The organism is Acinetobacter sp. (genome assembly GCF_041911495.1).
Taxonomy (GTDB): domain Bacteria; phylum Pseudomonadota; class Gammaproteobacteria; order Pseudomonadales; family Moraxellaceae; genus Acinetobacter.
In genome coordinates, this window is the sequence record NZ_JAYROT010000065.1 from 1 (window position 1) to 17,958 (window position 17,958).

Below are 17,958 nucleotides of genomic sequence, written 5' to 3' on the forward strand. Positions count from 1 at the left end.
TCGAGTACACCAAGACTTTGACACCAAGACGTCGAGCCACCCAGTAGTGACCAAACTCATGAATCGCAATCAAAGGTCCAAGTAGCATCAAGGCAGCAAAGATAATAAATAGAATACTCATAAAGGTACTCCATACTGTGCAACCCACTGCATTGAGCGTTCACGGACTTGGTGATCGACCTGTAAAATACTTTCAATATTATTGGCGGCTTGGGCTGATATTTGGTTGAGCAACTCTGCGACAAGTTTGGTAATTTGAGTAAATTGGATGCGTCCTTCTAAAAAGGCTTGTACTGCAACTTCATTGGCAGCATTCAGAATTGTCGGCGCTGTACCACCAACACGCATCGCTTCACGTGCCAAATTTAAGGCCTGGAATTTTTGGTGGTCTGGTGGATAAAAATCCAATTTTTGTACATCAAACAAATTTAAAGCCTGCACTGAAGACGAGATACGCTTTGGCCAAGCCAAAGCATGCGCAATCGGCGTACACATATCAGGATTGCCCATCTGCGCAAGGGTCGAACCATCAATATACTGTACCATTGAGTGAATAATACTTTGTGGATGAATTACCACTGTAACAAAATGTTCTGAAATTGAAAATAAATGACACGCTTCGATCAGCTCCAAACCTTTATTCATTAAGGTTGCTGAATCGACTGAAATCTTCTGCCCCATTGACCAATTTGGGTGTTTACACGCCTGAGCAGGTGTAACGTTTTCTAATTGTGATTGATCGAAATGTAAAAATGGTCCGCCAGATGCGGTAAGTAAAATTTGCGATACGCCAAGTTGTGGCTGTTTATTTTCATTTCGATGCGAAAAATACGACTCAGGCAAACATTGAAAAATCGCATTATGCTCAGAATCTACTGGAAGTAATAATGCCCCTGACTTTTTTGCCTCACTGAGCATTAAGTCACCAGACATCACCAAGGCTTCTTTATTGGCAAGTAAAACACGCTTGCCTGATTTGACCGCAGACAAAGTCGGCAACAAACCCGCCGCACCGACGATCGCAGCCATGACAATATCTACCTCAGAATTTGAGGCAATCTCAACTAAACCTTGTTCATCAAAAACCAATTCGGGGAATGGTTGTAGTTTTTTCTCAAGTGCAATTTTTTTAAATTGATCCAATTGCACAGATGGGATACCGACCACTTTGGGTTGATATTGTAGGCAAATATCAACGAGTTCAGCGATGCGGTGCTGTCCTGTCACCGCATACACCTGATAATCATCGCTATGTTCGGTTAAGATTTTTAAGGTACTTTGTCCAATCGAGCCAGTCGCCCCGAGTATCGCAACCGACTGCTTCATCAAACATCAATTCCCATAAATTTGAGCAAATACAAACCAGCTGCAAAGATCGGCGTTGCCGAGAGCAGAGAATCAATGCGATCAAGCACACCACCATGACCAGGGAAAATACGTCCTGAATCTTTCACCCCTGCACGACGTTTGATCATCGACTCGACCAAATCGCCCTGTACTGATGCCGCCACTGTGACCATTGATAAAAGCAGGAAAATAGTAAAAGCTGTGATGCTAAGCTCTAAATATACCGCTGATAAAGCAATCATGATCAACGCCGAAGTCGCCAATCCACCGAGCAACCCTTCTACTGACTTATTTGGACTCACATTCGGTGCGAGTTTGCGCATACCAAACTTACGTCCGACAAAATATGCGCCTGAATCAGCTCCCCAGACCAAGAGGAACACATACATCAACCACCACGGCGAAAACTGCCACAAAAAGAATATCGCCGTCACTGCAGCAAGTACAAATACAGCACCTACAATTAATAATGAAGAATTAAACCATGCATCATAGTTCGGATAACGACGCACCCAAACTATACTCACCGCCCAAATCAAAACAGATGCCAACCAAAATAAGATCCAAACATCTTCGAGATAGATCATGCTCAGCAGTGACACCACAGCAAGTACAATACCGTAGTACCATGCAGACACGGTCTTATGATTTTGTGTATCAACTTGGAGTGGCACGAGTTTCAACCACTCGTAGCCTGCGCCCAAAGCGGCTAAAGTCATAAGTCCAATCATTGGATATGCTGACGTACTTGCAAACATACACACCAGTACGACAACCAACAAAACCAATGCGGTGATGATCCGCTCTAACATATTTTAATTCTCAGTATGATATTGGATGGCTTGCACTTGCTCAGAGGTTTTACCAAAACGACGTTCACGCTGTGCAAAGTCTTTTAAAATTCGATCAAACTCTTCCACTGAAAAGTCAGGCCATAAAGTTTCTGTAAAAAATAGCTCTGCATAGGCAGTCTGCCATAATAAAAAATTAGATAACCGAAAGTCCCCGCCTGTACGGATCAACACATCTACAGGCGCAAGATCATTTAAGCAGGTTTGTTGATGGAAAGTGTGCTCATCAATCTCGTCAAGAGTGAGCTGATTCTGTTGCACTTGTTGCGCTAAGCTTTTTGCTGCCTGCACCATATCCCACATGCCACCATAGCTAATGGCGATGGTCAAGGTCATCGCAGTATATTGTGCTGTTTCTCGCTCTGCATCAAGCATTAGCTGTTGTAAGCGTGCGGAAAGCTTCGAACGATCACCAATAAAACGTAAGGCAATCTGATACTTTTCCATGCGAGGCTTTTGCTCAAGAATAGTATCTTCAAGCAACTGCATCAATAGCGCCACTTCTTGTGGTGGTCGATTCCAATTTTCGCTGGAAAATGCAAATACGGTTAAAGCCTGTACACCGATCTCACGACAATGCTCGACCAATGGATCGAGTTGATCTTTGCCAACACGATGACCATCACCTGTAGCGAGTTGATTGCGTTTCCCATAGCGATTATTGCCATCCATAATAATGGCAACATGCTTTGGCAGAGTGGACGCAGAAACCATCGGTTGTATCGTGACAGTCAAAACTTATACCTGCATCAATTCCGCTTCTTTATCGGCTAAGCGCTTATCCACCTCAGCAACGTATTTATCAGTGAGTTTCTGAATATCATCACTTGCACGGCGCTCGTCATCTTCAGAAATTTCTTTTTCTTTCAATAAATCTTTCACATCACCCAATACATCACGGCGAATATTACGAATCGCCACTTTGGCATTTTCTGCTTCAGAACGTGCAAGCTTTTGCATATCGCGGCGAGTTTCTTCAGTGAGTGCTGGTAGTGGTACACGAATCACATCGGCAGAGATCGGGTTTAAACCCAAATCACTTTCACGAATCGCCTTATCCACCGCAGACACCATATTTTTCTCAAACGGCTGTACAAGTAACGTTCGAGAGTCATCCAAACCGACACTCGCTACCTGATTCAACGGCACGTCAGAACCATAATACGGCACCATAACGCCATTGAGCATAGATGGATGGGCACGCCCCGTACGCACTTTGGCAAAGCCTTGCTCTAAGGATTCAAGGCTTTTTTGCATACGTGTTTCGCCATCTTTTTTAAGGTCATTAATCATATTGTATTCCGTATTAATCTTTCAAAATCGCATCATTATAAATGAATTTTTGCCGAAAAGTGTAGCCACACCATTCGGCAATCTCTTCAAACACACAAAGATCGCGTGATCTGTTCAACTATTTAAGCTGTGCTGAGTTGCTGACTCGTGTACCTTCGTTTTCACCCATGACCACAGAAAGCAATGCACCTGATTTATTCATATCAAAGACATGCAGTGGCACATCATGGTCACGACATAAGCAGATCGCCGTCAAGTCCATCACACCGAGTTTTTCATCAAGCACTTGATCAAACGTCAAACTATCGTATTTCACCGCATCATCATACTTGCTTGGATCTTTGTTATACACACCATCAACTTTGGTGGCTTTTAAAATCAGTTTTGATTCAATCTCAATCCCACGCAAGCACGCCGCGGTATCTGTAGTAAAGAATGGATTGCCTGTCCCTGCGACAAAAACACAGACTTCACCACTATTCAGATGACGAATTGCATCACGACTTGAATACGGTTCAACCACTGTTCCAATCTCAAGCGCAGACATCAGACGAGTTTTGATATTACGACGCACCAAAGCATCACGCATTGCCAAGCCATTCATAACGGTCGCAAGCATACCCATTTGATCACCTGTGACACGACCAACCAAGCCATCTTTTTGCAATTGGCTACCACGGTAGAGATTACCACCACCGACCACGATACCAACCTGCACACCAAGTCCAACCAAATGCGCAATGGATAATGACATTTGATCAAGTACGGTGGCATCAATACCCATCTCTTTGTTTCCTGACAAAGCCTCACCTGAAAGCTTTAGCAAAATACGGGTATAGCGTGGACTTTTTTCACTCATGATCGGGCTCCAAAATTTATGTGTATACTTTTCTAAAAATCAATTCAAACTTTAATTCATGTGCGATTCGATCAACGAGTGACGTCAATCAACTCACGATTTCAATCAGCTCGGCAAACAAGTCATATTCATCAGCATCAGTAATTTTCACTCGAATTAAATTGCCTGCCTTAATCGCATCACGATCAATATCTTCGACAAAAACATTACCATCAATCTCAGGCGCATCAGCATACGAGCGAGCCACTGCCACCGGATACTCAGCCTCCAGTTCATCGACTAAGACCGTCATGGTTTGACCAATACGTTGTTGTAATTTCTGTGATGAAATCTCTTGTTGAAATTGCATAAAGCGTTCAAAACGCGCTTGCTGAATATCTTCTGGCACATGATTTGGCAAATCGTTCGCTTTTGCACCCTCTACAGGTGAATATTTAAAACAGCCAACACGATCAAGTTGTGCTTCTTTCAGCCAATCGAGCAAATATTGAAAATCTTCTTCAGTTTCTCCAGGAAAACCCACCACAAAAGTCGAGCGAATCACCAGTTCAGGGCATTTTTCACGCCATGCTTTGATACGATCCAAAGTATTTTCACTATGTGCAGGGCGTTTCATCGCCTTTAATACACTCGGACTCGCATGTTGAAATGGAATATCTAAATACGGCAAGATTTTGCCTTGTGCCATTAGATCAATCGCTGCATCGACGTGTGGATACGGATAGACATAATGCAAACGCACCCAAATCCCAAGCTGACCGAGTGCTTCACACAGATCATAAAATTTGGTTTTGAGTGGCTGACCATCCCAAAAATCGAGCTTGTATTTGGTATCAACACCATAAGCAGAAGTATCTTGAGAAATGACCAACAACTCTTTGACGCCTGCACGCTTCAAGGCTTGCGCTTCTTGCATCACACTACTAATCGGACGTGATACCAAATCACCTCGCATACTTGGAATAATACAAAAGGTACAACGGTGATTACAGCCTTCGGATATTTTTAAATAGGCATAATGTTTCGGTGTCAGACGAATACCCTGCTCAGGGACAAGATCGACAAAAGGATTGTGTTTCGGCTGTTGGGGGACATATTGATGGACTGCATCCATCACATCTTGATACGCTGCCGCACCTGTGACTTTGAGTACACTTGGGTGCATCTCACGGATTTTTGCTTCGTCTTTACCCAAACAACCTGTGACGATCACTTTGCCATTTTCATTAATCGCCTCACCAATCGCATCTAAAGACTCTTGAACTGCCGACTCGATAAATCCACACGTATTCACAACTACGAGGTCTGCGCCATCATAATTCTGTGCCACTTCATAGCCTTCGGTCTTCAGCTGGGTCAAAATACGCTCAGAATCAACCAGTGCCTTAGGACAACCTAAAGATACAAAGCCTACTTTTGGGGATTTCATGACTAGACACTCCGAAACAATCGCTATATTGTAAGGTGTTTTGCCCAAGAAAAATAGTCAACACAATAACAATCAAACACAATCCAAAGTCTGCTTTTAACCCATTACACTCAACTCAGATGAAAGCACTATATATTTTCTTACACTAAAAATGATTTATTTTGGTGCAAAAATATAAATTTTAATGTTTCGCCCCACAATTGTGCATATAATCCATTTCACCCAGTCTTTTAATTCATTGAAATTGATCAGCAAATACCTTTTTCATGATCCAACATAAAGACTTGGGTGCCTTTAGCATCGCAACCGAAAGCTTTTAGTGCATGTTTTTGCAATTGTCCCACTGGATCAAAAAGCTTGGCTTGAAACTTGCTTAATACCCAATAACTTAGAAATTTAGCTTGATTTGGCAAGCCAGATTTTGCGCCATTTTAAAGCTTAGGCATATAAATATATGGACTTGCGCACCAATATAGACTACCGATCCATTGTCGATCATATGACCACTGCCGTATTGTTGCTCAATGCAGATTTGACAGTGCATTACATGAACTCAGCATGTGAAAGCTTGTTTGAGATGAGCTTTTTACGTGCATACGGCATGCGAGCAAAGCATTTAGTTGAACTGAGCGAAGACAGTCAATTTAGCCTTGAGGAAGTTCTGCAAAAGACTTTGGATACCGCTCAGCCTTATACTCACCGTGAAGCATTACTCAATATTTCTCTCAAAGATCGCTTTGTTGATTACACCGTATCTTTATTACCAAACAACAAAACTGGAACTTTATTGGTTGAGTTTCAACAGATTGATCGTTTACTACGTATTTCTAAAGAAGAACTCCATATTCAACAACATCAAATCGCACGACAGTTGATCCGTGGTGTGGCACATGAGATTAAAAATCCATTGGGTGGCATTCGAGGTGCAACACAGCTTCTTGCTCGTAATGTCAAAGATGCGCAGATCAAAGAATATACCGACATCATCATTGATGAAGTTGATCGACTTCGTAATCTCGCCGACACCATGCTTGGTTCAAGGCAAATGCCGAGTTACGAGCCTGTCAATATTCATGAGCCATTAGAACGTGTGCGCTCTCTCGTACTTAGTCAAACCAAAAATAAAATCAAAGTGCAACGTGACTACGACTTATCTTTGCCCGATGTGATCGCCGATCGAGATCAGCTTATTCAGGTAATTTTAAATATAAGTGTCAATGCCGTACAAGCCATGACTGAGAATGCCGAGTTTTTCCATGAAAATGATACTCCTCGGCTCACTTTCCGCACTCGAATTCAACGCCTCGTCACCATTCAAGGCGTGCACCATCGCAGTGCAGTTAGAGTCGATATTGAAGACAATGGTCCGGGCATTCCTGCCGATATTTTAGAATCGGTTTTTTATCCAATGGTTTCAGGTCGTGCCAACGGGACAGGACTTGGGCTCAGCATTGCGCAAAACATTATGCGACAACATCAAGGCATGATCGAATGCCACTCGGAAGCAGGGCAAACCATATTTAGCTTATATCTACCTTGGGAGAATAGAACATGACACAGCACAAGATTTGGGTGATCGATGACGACCGTGCCATGCGCTGGGTATTGGAAAAGACCTTCAAGGAAGAAGGCTTTGACGTCACAAGTTATGAAGAAGCACAATCTGCACTTGATCATTTAACTGATACACAACCTGATGTGATTCTCACAGATATCCGTATGCCAGGCATGGATGGATTAAACTTTCTATCTAAAGTTAAAAACTCATTCCCAGAGCTGCCTGTGATCATCATGACAGCACACTCTGACCTAGAGTCTGCTGTATCAAGCTATCAAACAGGTGCATTTGAATACTTACCAAAACCTTTTGATATTGATGAAGCATTGGCATTAGTCAATCGTGCAATTTTGCACATCACCAAGCTACAACAACAAGAAAGTGCCAAAGCACCAGTTGCCCCGCCATCGACTGAAATCATCGGTGAATCTCCTGCGATGCAAGAGGTGTTTCGTGCCATTGGTCGCCTATCGCAGTCTCACATTACCGTATTGATTAATGGTGAATCTGGCACAGGTAAAGAACTGGTTGCCCATGCACTGCATCGCCACTCCCCTCGCAGTAGCAAACCATTCATTGCCTTGAATATGGCAGCGATTCCCAAAGATTTGATCGAAACCGAATTATTTGGGCATGAAAAAGGTGCGTTTACAGGAGCGAATACTCAGCGTCAAGGTCGCTTTGAACAAGCCAATGGCGGTACGCTATTTTTAGATGAAATTGGCGATATGCCTTTTGACACACAAACACGTTTACTCCGTGTACTTGCCGATGGTGAGTTTTATCGGGTTGGCGGTCATATCCCTGTTAAGGTCAATGTACGTATCGTGGCGGCAACGCACCAAGACTTAGAGCGCTTGGTGCAAGCGGGAAAATTCCGTGAGGATTTATATCATCGCTTAAATGTGATTCGTATTCACATTCCAAAATTGGCACATCGTAGCGAAGACATTCCAAAACTTGCAGAACACTTCCTTGCACGTGCTGCCAAAGAACTTGCCGTTAGCCCTAAACTGCTCAAACCTGAAACCAAAGACTATCTCAAACAACTGCCATGGCCGGGTAACGTCCGCCAACTTGAAAATACCTGTCGCTGGCTCACCGTAATGATTACAGGTCGTGAAATTTACCCTGAAGATCTACCGACTGAGCTACGTCAGATTCCATTACGACCGTCTCACGGCGAAGCGGATCAATCCTCAGTTAACGAATCACCAAGTCATACAGCGCAAGCCACACAAGCAATCTTTAGCACAAACGCTATGCAAAACTTTGCTTGGGATGAATTGCTTGGGCAGTGGGCATTGGAAAAATTGCAAAATGGAGAGATGAAAATCCTCGAAGTGGCTGCACCAATGTTCGAAAAGACACTGATCTTAGCTGCGCTCAATCAAACTCGTGGTCGCAAACGCCATGCCGCAGAGCTACTCGGTTGGGGGCGCAATACCTTGACACGCAAAATGAAAGAGCTTGGCATGGATAGTAGTGATGATGAAGACTAATTCTACATCTTGGAGTAAAAGGCTCCTCCCCTTTTTAGGGGGAGGTTGGGTGGGGGTTAAATTTCACAACTCATTTAAAAAAGCTACTACACAACAAATTTATAAATTATCTAAAGTTGTCCTTTCATCACGAAATGATTAAGCTAAAACCACCTGATGCTTCTTTTTACAGTAAGTTCAAATCATGGTGGTTTTTATGCGACATTATATTTTTAAAATTTGTTTAGGGTTGAGCTTTGTACTTCTCACAGTGCCAGTGAGTTACGCTACGGTTGGCGGTAAATCATATATTGAACTTCTGGGCTATGAAGCCAAAGATCAAAAACTCTACCTACTCAAACATGATGAAGATGCCAGTGGCAGACTTCCTCAACTGTATTATTTTGATTTTAAGTCTGCTCAGCCTGAACAATTGATCGAAGTAAAATCCATCTATCCACGAACGAAGACTGGGGAAATTGATTATTTCTCAGATGGCACTGATGTACCTTTTGAACGTGAACTCAAAAAAATTACACGTCGATTAAAAAAGCTCTATCCAATCAATCCGAATATTTTCAAAATCAATGTAGAAAAACAAGAAACCGTACACGTTCCTGCTTGGGCTGAACCTGATAAAACCATGCCTGAATATCGCTATGACTACACTGTGGAAGATAGCCCATACAAAAGCACCTCGCAGCAGGCTGTAAGCTATGCGCCGAAATTGACGGTTAAGCAAGCTTTTCGGATTCCAAAGCAAGATCGTATTGTGGTCACTGTCGAGTATCTCGGCTTTCCTGATGAAACAATGTATACCGATGAAGATGCAATTATTTTGAGTAAATAAGTTCGTCATATGAAATAGAGCAATAAAAAAAGCGACTCTTAGGTCGCTTTTTTTAAATATATCAATAAGATATAAATTAAGCAGTATTAATTCACAGTGGTTTGCGTCGCATCTGCACTTGGCGCATCGACTTGAGTTGACGGTTGTGTTGTGGTCTCAGTCAAACCACCACCCAATGTTTTGTACAACTCGATTTGGCTATTGATATTTAATTGACGGAGTGCCAACAAACCTTGTTCTGCTGCATAAGCATTACGCTGCGCATCCAATACAGTTAAATAATTATCCAAACCTGCACGATAGCGAGCTTGTGACAATTGATAAGTCTTATTGGTTGCTTCAACTAAACGACGCTGTGCTGCAATACGATCTTCAATATTTGCACGTGTTGCCAACACATCATTCACTTCACGGAACGCAGTCTGTACAGTAGATTCATAGTCAGACAGTGCAATCTTTTGATCGACTTCAGAGATTTTGATATTGGCACGTCGAGTACCATAGTCAAAGATTGGCAAGTCAATACTTGGACCAACACTCCAAACAAATGAACCTGATTTAAACAAATCGCTTAAATCTGTAGAGGCGTATCCTGCAGATCCAGTCAAGCTAATCGTTGGGAATAATCTTGCCTTTGCCGCACCAATATTGGCACCAGCTGCACGCAGTTGATATTCCGCAGACTTAATGTCAGGACGATTTACCAATAGATCACTTGGCAAACCAGCACTGAGCACCTGATTATCTGTAATTCGCACTACAGCGCTTTCAGGTAATAGACCGTCTGGTACAGTTTGCCCCACAAGCAGGTTTAAAGCATTTTTCTGCTGCGCAACTTCTGTCTTATAACCCGCCACATCGCCACGAGCCGTTTCTACAGAAATTTGCGATTGACGCAGTGGAATCTCACTGTCTAAACCCACATCAAAACGACGCTTATTTAGTTTATAAGACTCTTGTTGTGCCTTTAAAGTTTGTTCTGCAAGCTTTAAGTTTTGCTCTGCAAATGAAATCGCTGCCCATGCTTGTGCAACTTGACCCACTAATGCAACTTGCGTTGCATCACGTGCAGTTTGTGTTGCAAAGTAGCTTTCCAGCGCAGCGTCTTTCAGACTTGCAACACGTCCCCAAAAGTCAAGCTCGTATGCTGTCACACCAAGCCCTGCACTGTAAGTTGTGTATGGGTCTGGCGCCGTTGCCGTTTCTTGACGGGTCACGCTACCACTCGCACCCACTTTTGGCAGTTGGTTGTTGCGAGTGATTTGATATTGATATTGTGTCTTTTCAATATTCAGTGCAGCTGTGCGTAAGTCACGGTTGTTTTCTAAAGCAAGTGCGATCACTTGCTCAAGACGTTCATCCGCAAAATATTCACGATAACCTTGTGATGCAATCGACTGTGATCCATCTTGAGCGAGTGCCGTATATTCCGCAGGAATATTTGGCTCTGCTGCAGGAACAGCAGGCTTCATGCTTTGACATGCAGTCAGTGATACCGCCAACACAGTCAATGCAAAACCACGTCCTACCATTTTATTCATCGTTGTCATGACATTATTCCTGTGTTGTTGTCGTTGCAGGTTTTGCTTTGCTCTTAAATAGACTACGCACGATCACATAGAATACTGGAATAAAGAATACGCCTAAGAAAGTCGAAGTCAATACACCACCGAGTACACCAAAACCAACTGAATGCTGACTGTTTGCACCTGCACCGCTAGAGAGTGCCAATGGCAATACACCAAAACCAAATGACAAGGTTGTCATGATGATTGGACGCAAACGCATTTTCGCCGCATGTAGAGTAGCTTCAATTAACTCTTCGCCTTGCTCTTGAAGTTCCTTCGCAAATTCAACAATCAAAATGGCATTCTTCGCAGACAAGCCAATCACCGCAATCATCGCCACTTGGAAGTAGATGTTGTTAGATAAGTTTGGATCGCCTTTGATCATCATACCAAGTAGGGTCAAACCAACTGTACCCAAAATACCGAGTGGTACAACCAAGAGTACAGAGAATGGTACAGACCAGCTTTCATACAACGCTGCCAAACAGAAGAAGACGATCAATAATGATAATGCGTATAGCAATGGACCTTGACTACCCGCCTCTTGCTCTTCTAACGACAGACCAGTCCACTCCAAAGCATAGCCATCCATACCCATTTCAGGGAGTTTATCGACCATTTCTTGCATTGCTTGCATTGCCACACCAGAGCTTACACCAGGCGCCGCACTACCTTGAATATTTACAGATGATACGCCGTTATAACGCTCAAGACGTGGCGAACCATAAGCCCACTCACCCGTTGCAAACGCAGAGAATGCAATCATATCGCCTTGATCATTACGGACATACCATTGGTTTAAATCTTCAGGCATCATACGAGATGCGGACTCACCTTGCACGTAGACACGCTTGACACGACCACGATCGATAAAGTCATTGATATATGAGCCACTCCACGCAATACCCATCGTACTATTGATGTCAGCAAAGCTCACTCCCAATGCACCTGCTTGCGCTTGATCAATATTGATCTTGTATTGTGGCGTATCTTCCTGACCATTCGGACGCACACCAGTCAAGCGCTTATCTTGCGCAGCCATACCCAGCAATGCATTTCGTGCATTCATTAACTCTTCATGACTTTGACCATTCAGTGCAGTCAATTGCATGTTAAATCCTGAGGCAATACCAAGCTCAGGCATTGATGGCAACTGAATCGGCATGACATAAGATGCTTCAGGAATGGTCATATTCAGTGCCATTGCACGACCAATAATCGCACCAATTTTAGATTCTTCAGAGGTACGATCTTCCCAATCTTTCAATCGGATAAAGCCAATACCTGCATTTTGTGCTACCCCTGTAAAAGAGAAGCCTGCAACAGTAAAGATTGACTGCACATGATCTTTTTCTTGACCAAGATAGTAGTCTTCCATTTTAGTGTTGACTTCGATAGTACGATCAAGTGAGGCATTTGGTGGCAACTGCACCAAGCTAATAATCACGCCTTGATCTTCATCAGGCAAGAAGCCTGTTGGTAAGTTTTTATAACTCACAAACAATAAGGCACATACCACAACAAAACCAATGATTGGCACAATCAAACGCTTGGTCAAGAAAGCAACTGCTTTTTGATAACGCAATGACAAACGATCAAACCAATTATTAAAACCACGGAAGAAACGTGCAAAAACGTTATTACTTGGTTTTTTATTCGGATCATGCTGTTTGAGCATGGTTGCACAAAGTGCAGGTGTGAACGTCAATGCAACGATCAACGACAATGCCATCGCAGTCACCAAGGTCAATGCAAACTGACGGTAAATCACACCCGTAGAACCTGCAAAGAATGACATTGGAATAAATACCGCTGCCAGCACAGTGGTAGTACCAATCAATGCGCCAGTAATCTGCCCCATCGACTTTTCAGTCGCAGCCACAGGATCACTATGATCTTCGGTCATGACACGCTCGACGTTTTCCACCACGATGATCGCATCATCGACCAACAGACCAATTGCCAGTACCATGGCGAACATGGTCAAAGTATTGATACTAAAGCCAAAGAGATTAATCACGGCAAAAGTACCTAGAACCACGACAGGTACAGCAAGCGTTGGAATGATGGTTGCACGCCAGTTCTGCAAGAACAAGAACATCACGATAAATACCAAGACCACCGCTTCGATCAAAGTATGTACCACACTCTCAATCGACAATTTCACAAACGGCGTGGTATCAAACGCAATATCATCCTTAAGACCACTTGGATAGTTCACACGAAGCTCTGTCAGCTTTTCCTCAACAGCTTCAGCCGTATCGAGCGCATTTGCACCTGTCGCCAAGGTGATCGCAATACCGCCTGCAGGCTTACCATTGTAGCGAGAGTCAAACATATAACTGTCTGAACCTAGCTCAACACGTGCCACATCTTTGATACGCACTTGCGCACCATTGCTGGCATTTTTCAAAAAGATATTTTCAAATTCTTCAGGGGTTTGAAGTAGACTTTGCGCCGTGACCGTTGCATTAATTGCTTGTCCATCAACCGCAGGCGCACCGCCCAATTGACCGACCGCAACTTGTGCATTCTGTGCTTTGATCGCAGCCGCAACATCAGATGGATTAAGCTGAAAACTTGCTAGTTTGGCTGGATCAAGCCAAATCCGCATCGCATACGAGCCACCAAATACTTGAATACTACCTACACCTTGCACACGGCTAAGCGGATCAGACAAGTTAGAATTCACATAATCTTCAATATCTGAATCCGTCATTGAGCCATCAGGTGAATAGAATGCAATCACCTGCAAGAAGCTACCACCACCTTTACTGACCGTTACACCCTGACGCTGTACATCTGCAGGAAGTAAAGCTGTTGCAGATTGCAATTTGTTCTGTACTTGAACTTGTGCAATATCAGGATCTACACCCTGTTCAAAATTCACCTCAATAGTCGCTTGACCATTGTTGGCACTATTTGATGACATATAGCGCAAACCATCCAAACCATTCATTTGCTTTTCAATAATTTGCGTCACTGTATTTTCAACTGTAGATGCTGACGCACCTGGATAAGTTGCTGTAATTGTCACAGTAGGCGCTGCGATCGTTGGATACTGTGCAATCGGCATGCCTGTTAAGGTCATGATACCTGCCAGCATAATGATCAGCGCAATCACCCATGCAAAGATGGGGCGATGAATAAAAAACTTAGCCATTTATGACCACCCCTTATGTATTTGAAGTAGCTGGTTGTTCAGTTTGTGCATTTTGCTTGGCTGGTGTCGCTGCTTCACCTTGTGGCTGAGATTTAGGCTGTGTCTGTGAATTAGGCTGTGCATCAGGCTTTTGAGCTGCACCTGTTGCTGCACCAGACGCCTGACCTGCGCCTGCTTGCGCTGGATTCGCATTATCTGCTTTTGGCTGATACGGCGATGGTTTTACATCTTGCCCTTCTTTGACCTTCGCCACACCTTCAACAATGATTTTGTCACCCGTTGTTAAACCTTTGGTCACAACCCATTGCTGATCTTTCATACCAACGGTTTCAATGGTGCGTGTTTCAACCTTATTTTTAGCATTCACAACCATGACTTGTGCAGACCCAGTTGGTGTGCGTGATACCGCAACCTGAGGGACAAGATACGCATTCGGTACAATACCCTGCACCACTTGCGCGGTCGCAAACATACCTGGTAAAAGCAGCTGATTTGGATTCGAGAAGACTGCACGAAGTGTTACAGAGCCTGTCTTAGGGTCAACACTCGCATCTGAAAATGCCAAGTTACCTTCGATCGGATACATGCTTCCATCTTCAAGCTTGAGTTTCACTTTGGTGTTATTGCTTTGATCAAGGACACCATTTTTCATGCCTTGACGCAAACGCAATAGCTCAGCACTTGATTGACTGATATCGACATAGATCGGATCAAGCTGTTGGATCGTCACTAGTGGATCAGCTTGGCTTGCGGAAACCAACGCACCTGCTGTCACAGAAGAACGACCCGTTTGACCAGAGATCGGCGCACGTACTGTTGAATAGCCCAAGTTGATTTGTGCATTTTTCAATGTCGCACGAGCGGCTTCCAAATCTGCTTCTGCTAATCGCACTTGCGCAACGATGTCATCATATTCTTGCTTAGATACCGCATTGCTTCCAACAAGTTGACGATAACGCCCTTCCGTTGTACGAAGCGCATTTAAGTTTGCCTGTGCACGACGCTCAGCCGCTTTAAAATTATCGACGCTCGCACGATTGGTACGATCATCAATCTCATAGAGCGCCTGACCACGACGAACATAGCTACCCTCTGTAAACAAACGCTTCAAGATCACACCACTGGCTTGTGGGCGAACTTCAGAGATTTGATATGCCGAAGTACGACCTGTCATTTCCACCACATTTTCAACACTCTGTGGTTGTGCGACAATCACACCGACTTGTGTTGGAGGCATTTGCTGAGCACCAGCACCTTGTGCGGCTTGTTCAGAATCTTTACTACAACCAACCAAGGCCAGTGTTACGGCTAAGGTACATGCACTGAGCACAGGCGCCCAATTTTTTGCCGTTCTCATTTATTCACCTCTAAACTAATAAAACCAATAATAAACAAATCAATTTATACGCTTCATTCATACAAATTGTTGTTTCATACAAAATTTGTTGATCAACCACGCAGAGCAAAACATCATCAAAACTGCAATGATCCACCCTGCCAATACATCTGTTGGATAATGTGCATTAATATAGACCCTAGACCATCCCATCAACACTGCCCAAAGCACAGCGATCCCCAACATCCAATATTTCATATTTCGATTCGAACCCAGCACAACGACTAACATCACCGCAATCATCGCTGCATAGGCACTATGCGCACTCGGAAAAGCACTACCATAGGTTTCCACCAAAGCCTCATCAACGACAAAAGGTCTTGGTCGTGCAAATAGCCATTTCATCAACCATGTGACGGACACCGTAGAGGCAAAGCCGAATACTAAAATAAAAGCCTGCTTCGTCTTGTGTTGCACCAAAGAATAGATCAATAACAAAAATGCAATCACTGCAGTCCCATATAGACTACCAACATACGCAAGTAGAACAGCACCACGCTCCAGAATACTTACATCATACTGCTGAACACATGCGATAAGATATTGATCAAAAGCATTATGCGGATCAAAAAACACCAACAATATTAGTGCAAATAAAAACAAAATAAGAGATATAAAAATCAATAACATATACAATCTACTTGTATTTTATTGCACAAATTTTACAGACAGATGTCCCATGTCCATATCGACCTTACGCAAAGTGTACTGATCAGTACACTTTTTTTCAAGTATTCCCTTTCCAATATAACAAATAAATCTGACTAATTTTGTATATTTTATATTTTTTGCGAAATATTTTTTCTGTGTTGTAGACAAAAAAATAGAGCGCTTTTTCAGCACTCTATCTTTATCTGATGTTGAACCGACCATTTTCAGTGCAACATCACTCATCCATTCATACGGATTATTTCACCATGTCAGCAACTGCTGCACGCTCTTCTTCAAGCTCATTCAATGTGAAGTTGATACGCTCACGGCTGAATTCGTCGATTTCTAGACCTTGAACGATTTTGTATTCGCCATTTTCAGTGGTCACAGGGAAACCGAACATCACGCCTTCAGGGATACCATATGATCCGTCAGAAGGAATACCCATGGTTACCCATTTACCGTTGGTGCCAAGCGCCCAATCACGCATGTGATCGATTGCAGCATTCGCAGCAGACGCAGCAGAAGACAAACCGCGTGCTTCAATGATCGCCGCACCACGCTTACCAACTGTAGGCAAGAATACGTCTTTGTTCCAAACCGCATCGTTGATTTTGTCTTTCAAGCTTTCGCCATTCACATGTGCAAAACGGTAGTCTGCATACATGGTTGGAGAGTGGTTACCCCAAACCGTCATGTTTTCGATGTCAGCAACCGCAACACCTGCTTTTTGCGCAACTTGCGTCAAAGCACGGTTGTGGTCAAGACGAAGCATTGCAGTGAAGTTCTTCGCTGGAAGATCTGGTGCAGATTTCATTGCGATATACGCATTTGTATTTGCAGGGTTACCTACAACCAATACTTTCACGTCACGGCTAGCAACTTCATTCAAAGCTTGGCCTTGACCGATGAAGATTTCACCGTTGACTTTAAGAAGATCAGCACGTTCCATACCAGGACCACGTGGACGAGAACCAACTAACAACGCATAGTCTGCATCTTTGAATGCAACTTTAGGATCGTCAGTACCAACCATGCCCGCCAACAATGGGAATGCACAGTCATCAAGCTCCATCATCACGCCTTTAAGCGCTTGTTGAGCTTTCTCAACTGGGATTTCAAGCAATTGTAAAATAACAGGTTGATCTTTACCTAGCATCTCACCGCTTGCGATACGGAATAATAAGCTATAACCAATTTGACCAGCTGCGCCTGTAACGGCAACACGAACTGCTTGCTTCATGTAATTATCTCCAATTGAGAGGTTCGTTCACACGGATTAAGAATTGACCGTATTGAGTATGGTCGTTTCTTGTTAATCTGAAATTTTATAAACGGGCGAGATTGTACTCTATCCACAGTGCTCTTGCATCTAAAAGACAATGATTTTCAACAAAAGTTGTAATAAAAAATCATAACGCCTAATTATTTTTATCGAAAAGTATTTAGCAAACTCATTGAGTCAATGTTTGTCACGTCAATGATCAGCAATCCGTATTGCACGTATCCCCG

At 43.3% G+C, this 17,958-nt stretch carries 16 protein-coding genes; 3 read left to right on the top strand and 13 right to left on the bottom strand.

Annotation, left to right across the window (positions count from 1 at the left end; genetic code table 11):
- The 8 genes from ACE3PQ_RS08665 to ACE3PQ_RS08700 form a co-directional block, all read right to left on the bottom strand.
- Window positions 1-121, bottom strand: a 121-nt coding sequence (locus tag ACE3PQ_RS08665; protein ID WP_374297058.1) for a site-2 protease family protein, incomplete at its 3' end; no start/stop codon positions are given.
- On the bottom strand, window positions 118-1,326 hold the full coding sequence (gene ispC / locus ACE3PQ_RS08670) for a 1-deoxy-D-xylulose-5-phosphate reductoisomerase (RefSeq protein ID WP_374296964.1): 1,209 nt from the start codon (window positions 1,324-1,326) through the stop codon (window positions 118-120). The genes ACE3PQ_RS08665 and ispC, both read right to left, overlap by 4 nt.
- Complete coding sequence (locus ACE3PQ_RS08675) at window positions 1,326-2,159, bottom strand: phosphatidate cytidylyltransferase (protein WP_374296966.1); 834 nt, start codon at window positions 2,157-2,159, stop codon at window positions 1,326-1,328. Before ACE3PQ_RS08675 ends, ispC begins: the two co-directional genes overlap by 1 nt.
- Window positions 2,160-2,162: 3 nt before the next feature.
- On the bottom strand, window positions 2,163-2,912 hold the full coding sequence (gene uppS, locus ACE3PQ_RS08680; RefSeq protein ID WP_374297061.1) for a polyprenyl diphosphate synthase: 750 nt from the start codon (window positions 2,910-2,912) through the stop codon (window positions 2,163-2,165).
- Window positions 2,913-2,936: 24 nt separating this feature from the next.
- On the bottom strand, window positions 2,937-3,491 hold the full coding sequence (gene frr / locus ACE3PQ_RS08685) for a ribosome recycling factor (protein WP_374296968.1): 555 nt from the start codon (window positions 3,489-3,491) through the stop codon (window positions 2,937-2,939).
- Window positions 3,492-3,609: 118 nt separating this feature from the next.
- On the bottom strand, window positions 3,610-4,350 hold the full coding sequence (pyrH, locus tag ACE3PQ_RS08690) for a UMP kinase (RefSeq protein WP_374296970.1): 741 nt from the start codon (window positions 4,348-4,350) through the stop codon (window positions 3,610-3,612).
- A gap of 88 nt (window positions 4,351-4,438) precedes the next feature.
- Window positions 4,439-5,779 carry a 30S ribosomal protein S12 methylthiotransferase RimO gene (rimO, locus tag ACE3PQ_RS08695; protein ID WP_374296972.1) on the bottom strand — a complete coding sequence of 447 codons (1,341 nt, stop codon included), beginning with the start codon at window positions 5,777-5,779 and terminating at the stop codon, window positions 4,439-4,441.
- Window positions 5,780-6,027: 248 nt separating this feature from the next.
- Window positions 6,028-6,192: a hypothetical protein gene (locus ACE3PQ_RS08700; RefSeq protein ID WP_374296974.1), complete on the bottom strand. Its 165-nt coding sequence runs from the start codon at window positions 6,190-6,192 to the stop codon at window positions 6,028-6,030.
- Between the two features lie 41 nt (window positions 6,193-6,233).
- On the opposite strand from ACE3PQ_RS08700, the gene glnL reads away from it, so the two are divergent.
- The 3 genes from glnL (at window position 6,234) to ACE3PQ_RS08715 (ending at window position 9,668) form a co-directional block, all read left to right on the top strand.
- A complete protein-coding gene (glnL, locus tag ACE3PQ_RS08705) occupies window positions 6,234-7,334 on the top strand; it encodes a nitrogen regulation protein NR(II) (protein WP_374296976.1) in 1,101 nt (366 codons plus the stop codon).
- A gap of 38 nt (window positions 7,335-7,372) precedes the next feature.
- On the top strand, window positions 7,373-8,839 hold the full coding sequence (gene glnG, locus ACE3PQ_RS08710) for a nitrogen regulation protein NR(I) (protein ID WP_374297063.1): 1,467 nt from the start codon (window positions 7,373-7,375) through the stop codon (window positions 8,837-8,839).
- A gap of 196 nt (window positions 8,840-9,035) precedes the next feature.
- Window positions 9,036-9,668, top strand: coding sequence for an aminotransferase (locus ACE3PQ_RS08715; protein WP_374296978.1), 633 nt, complete (start codon window positions 9,036-9,038; stop codon window positions 9,666-9,668).
- Between the two features lie 86 nt (window positions 9,669-9,754).
- Here ACE3PQ_RS08715 and adeC read toward each other — a convergent pair whose 3' ends face one another.
- From adeC to ACE3PQ_RS08740, 5 genes are all read right to left on the bottom strand, one after another.
- Window positions 9,755-11,218 carry an AdeC/AdeK/OprM family multidrug efflux complex outer membrane factor gene (gene adeC / locus ACE3PQ_RS08720; RefSeq protein WP_374296979.1) on the bottom strand — a complete coding sequence of 488 codons (1,464 nt, stop codon included), beginning with the start codon at window positions 11,216-11,218 and terminating at the stop codon, window positions 9,755-9,757.
- Between the two features lie 4 nt (window positions 11,219-11,222).
- The gene (locus tag ACE3PQ_RS08725) at window positions 11,223-14,399 is read right to left on the bottom strand and encodes an efflux RND transporter permease subunit (protein WP_374296981.1); all 3,177 of its coding nucleotides are present in this window, start codon (window positions 14,397-14,399) and stop codon (window positions 11,223-11,225) included.
- A 13-nt stretch (window positions 14,400-14,412) separates the two neighbouring features.
- The gene (locus ACE3PQ_RS08730) at window positions 14,413-15,756 is read right to left on the bottom strand and encodes an efflux RND transporter periplasmic adaptor subunit (RefSeq protein ID WP_374296983.1); all 1,344 of its coding nucleotides are present in this window, start codon (window positions 15,754-15,756) and stop codon (window positions 14,413-14,415) included.
- Window positions 15,757-15,813: 57 nt separating this feature from the next.
- The gene (locus ACE3PQ_RS08735) at window positions 15,814-16,371 is read right to left on the bottom strand and encodes a phosphatase PAP2 family protein (protein WP_374297065.1); all 558 of its coding nucleotides are present in this window, start codon (window positions 16,369-16,371) and stop codon (window positions 15,814-15,816) included.
- 331 nt (window positions 16,372-16,702) lie between these two features.
- A complete protein-coding gene (locus ACE3PQ_RS08740; protein WP_374296985.1) occupies window positions 16,703-17,689 on the bottom strand; it encodes a malate dehydrogenase in 987 nt (328 codons plus the stop codon).
- Window positions 17,690-17,958 lie beyond the last annotated feature (269 nt).

Coding starts and splice junctions, on each gene's coding strand:
- ispC (WP_374296964.1), bottom strand. CDS start 1,326: ATGAAGCAGTCGGTTGCGATACTCGGGGCGACTGGCTCGATTGGACAA.
- ACE3PQ_RS08675 (WP_374296966.1), bottom strand. CDS start 2,159: ATGTTAGAGCGGATCATCACCGCATTGGTTTTGTTGGTTGTCGTACTG.
- uppS (WP_374297061.1), bottom strand. CDS start 2,912: ATGGTTTCTGCGTCCACTCTGCCAAAGCATGTTGCCATTATTATGGAT.
- frr (WP_374296968.1), bottom strand. CDS start 3,491: ATGATTAATGACCTTAAAAAAGATGGCGAAACACGTATGCAAAAAAGC.
- pyrH (WP_374296970.1), bottom strand. CDS start 4,350: ATGAGTGAAAAAAGTCCACGCTATACCCGTATTTTGCTAAAGCTTTCA.
- rimO (WP_374296972.1), bottom strand. CDS start 5,779: ATGAAATCCCCAAAAGTAGGCTTTGTATCTTTAGGTTGTCCTAAGGCA.
- glnL (WP_374296976.1), top strand. CDS start 6,234: ATGGACTTGCGCACCAATATAGACTACCGATCCATTGTCGATCATATG.
- glnG (WP_374297063.1), top strand. CDS start 7,373: ATGCGCTGGGTATTGGAAAAGACCTTCAAGGAAGAAGGCTTTGACGTC.
- ACE3PQ_RS08715 (WP_374296978.1), top strand. CDS start 9,036: ATGCGACATTATATTTTTAAAATTTGTTTAGGGTTGAGCTTTGTACTT.
- adeC (WP_374296979.1), bottom strand. CDS start 11,218: ATGACAACGATGAATAAAATGGTAGGACGTGGTTTTGCATTGACTGTG.
- ACE3PQ_RS08725 (WP_374296981.1), bottom strand. CDS start 14,399: ATGGCTAAGTTTTTTATTCATCGCCCCATCTTTGCATGGGTGATTGCG.
- ACE3PQ_RS08730 (WP_374296983.1), bottom strand. CDS start 15,756: ATGAGAACGGCAAAAAATTGGGCGCCTGTGCTCAGTGCATGTACCTTA.
- ACE3PQ_RS08740 (WP_374296985.1), bottom strand. CDS start 17,689: ATGAAGCAAGCAGTTCGTGTTGCCGTTACAGGCGCAGCTGGTCAAATT.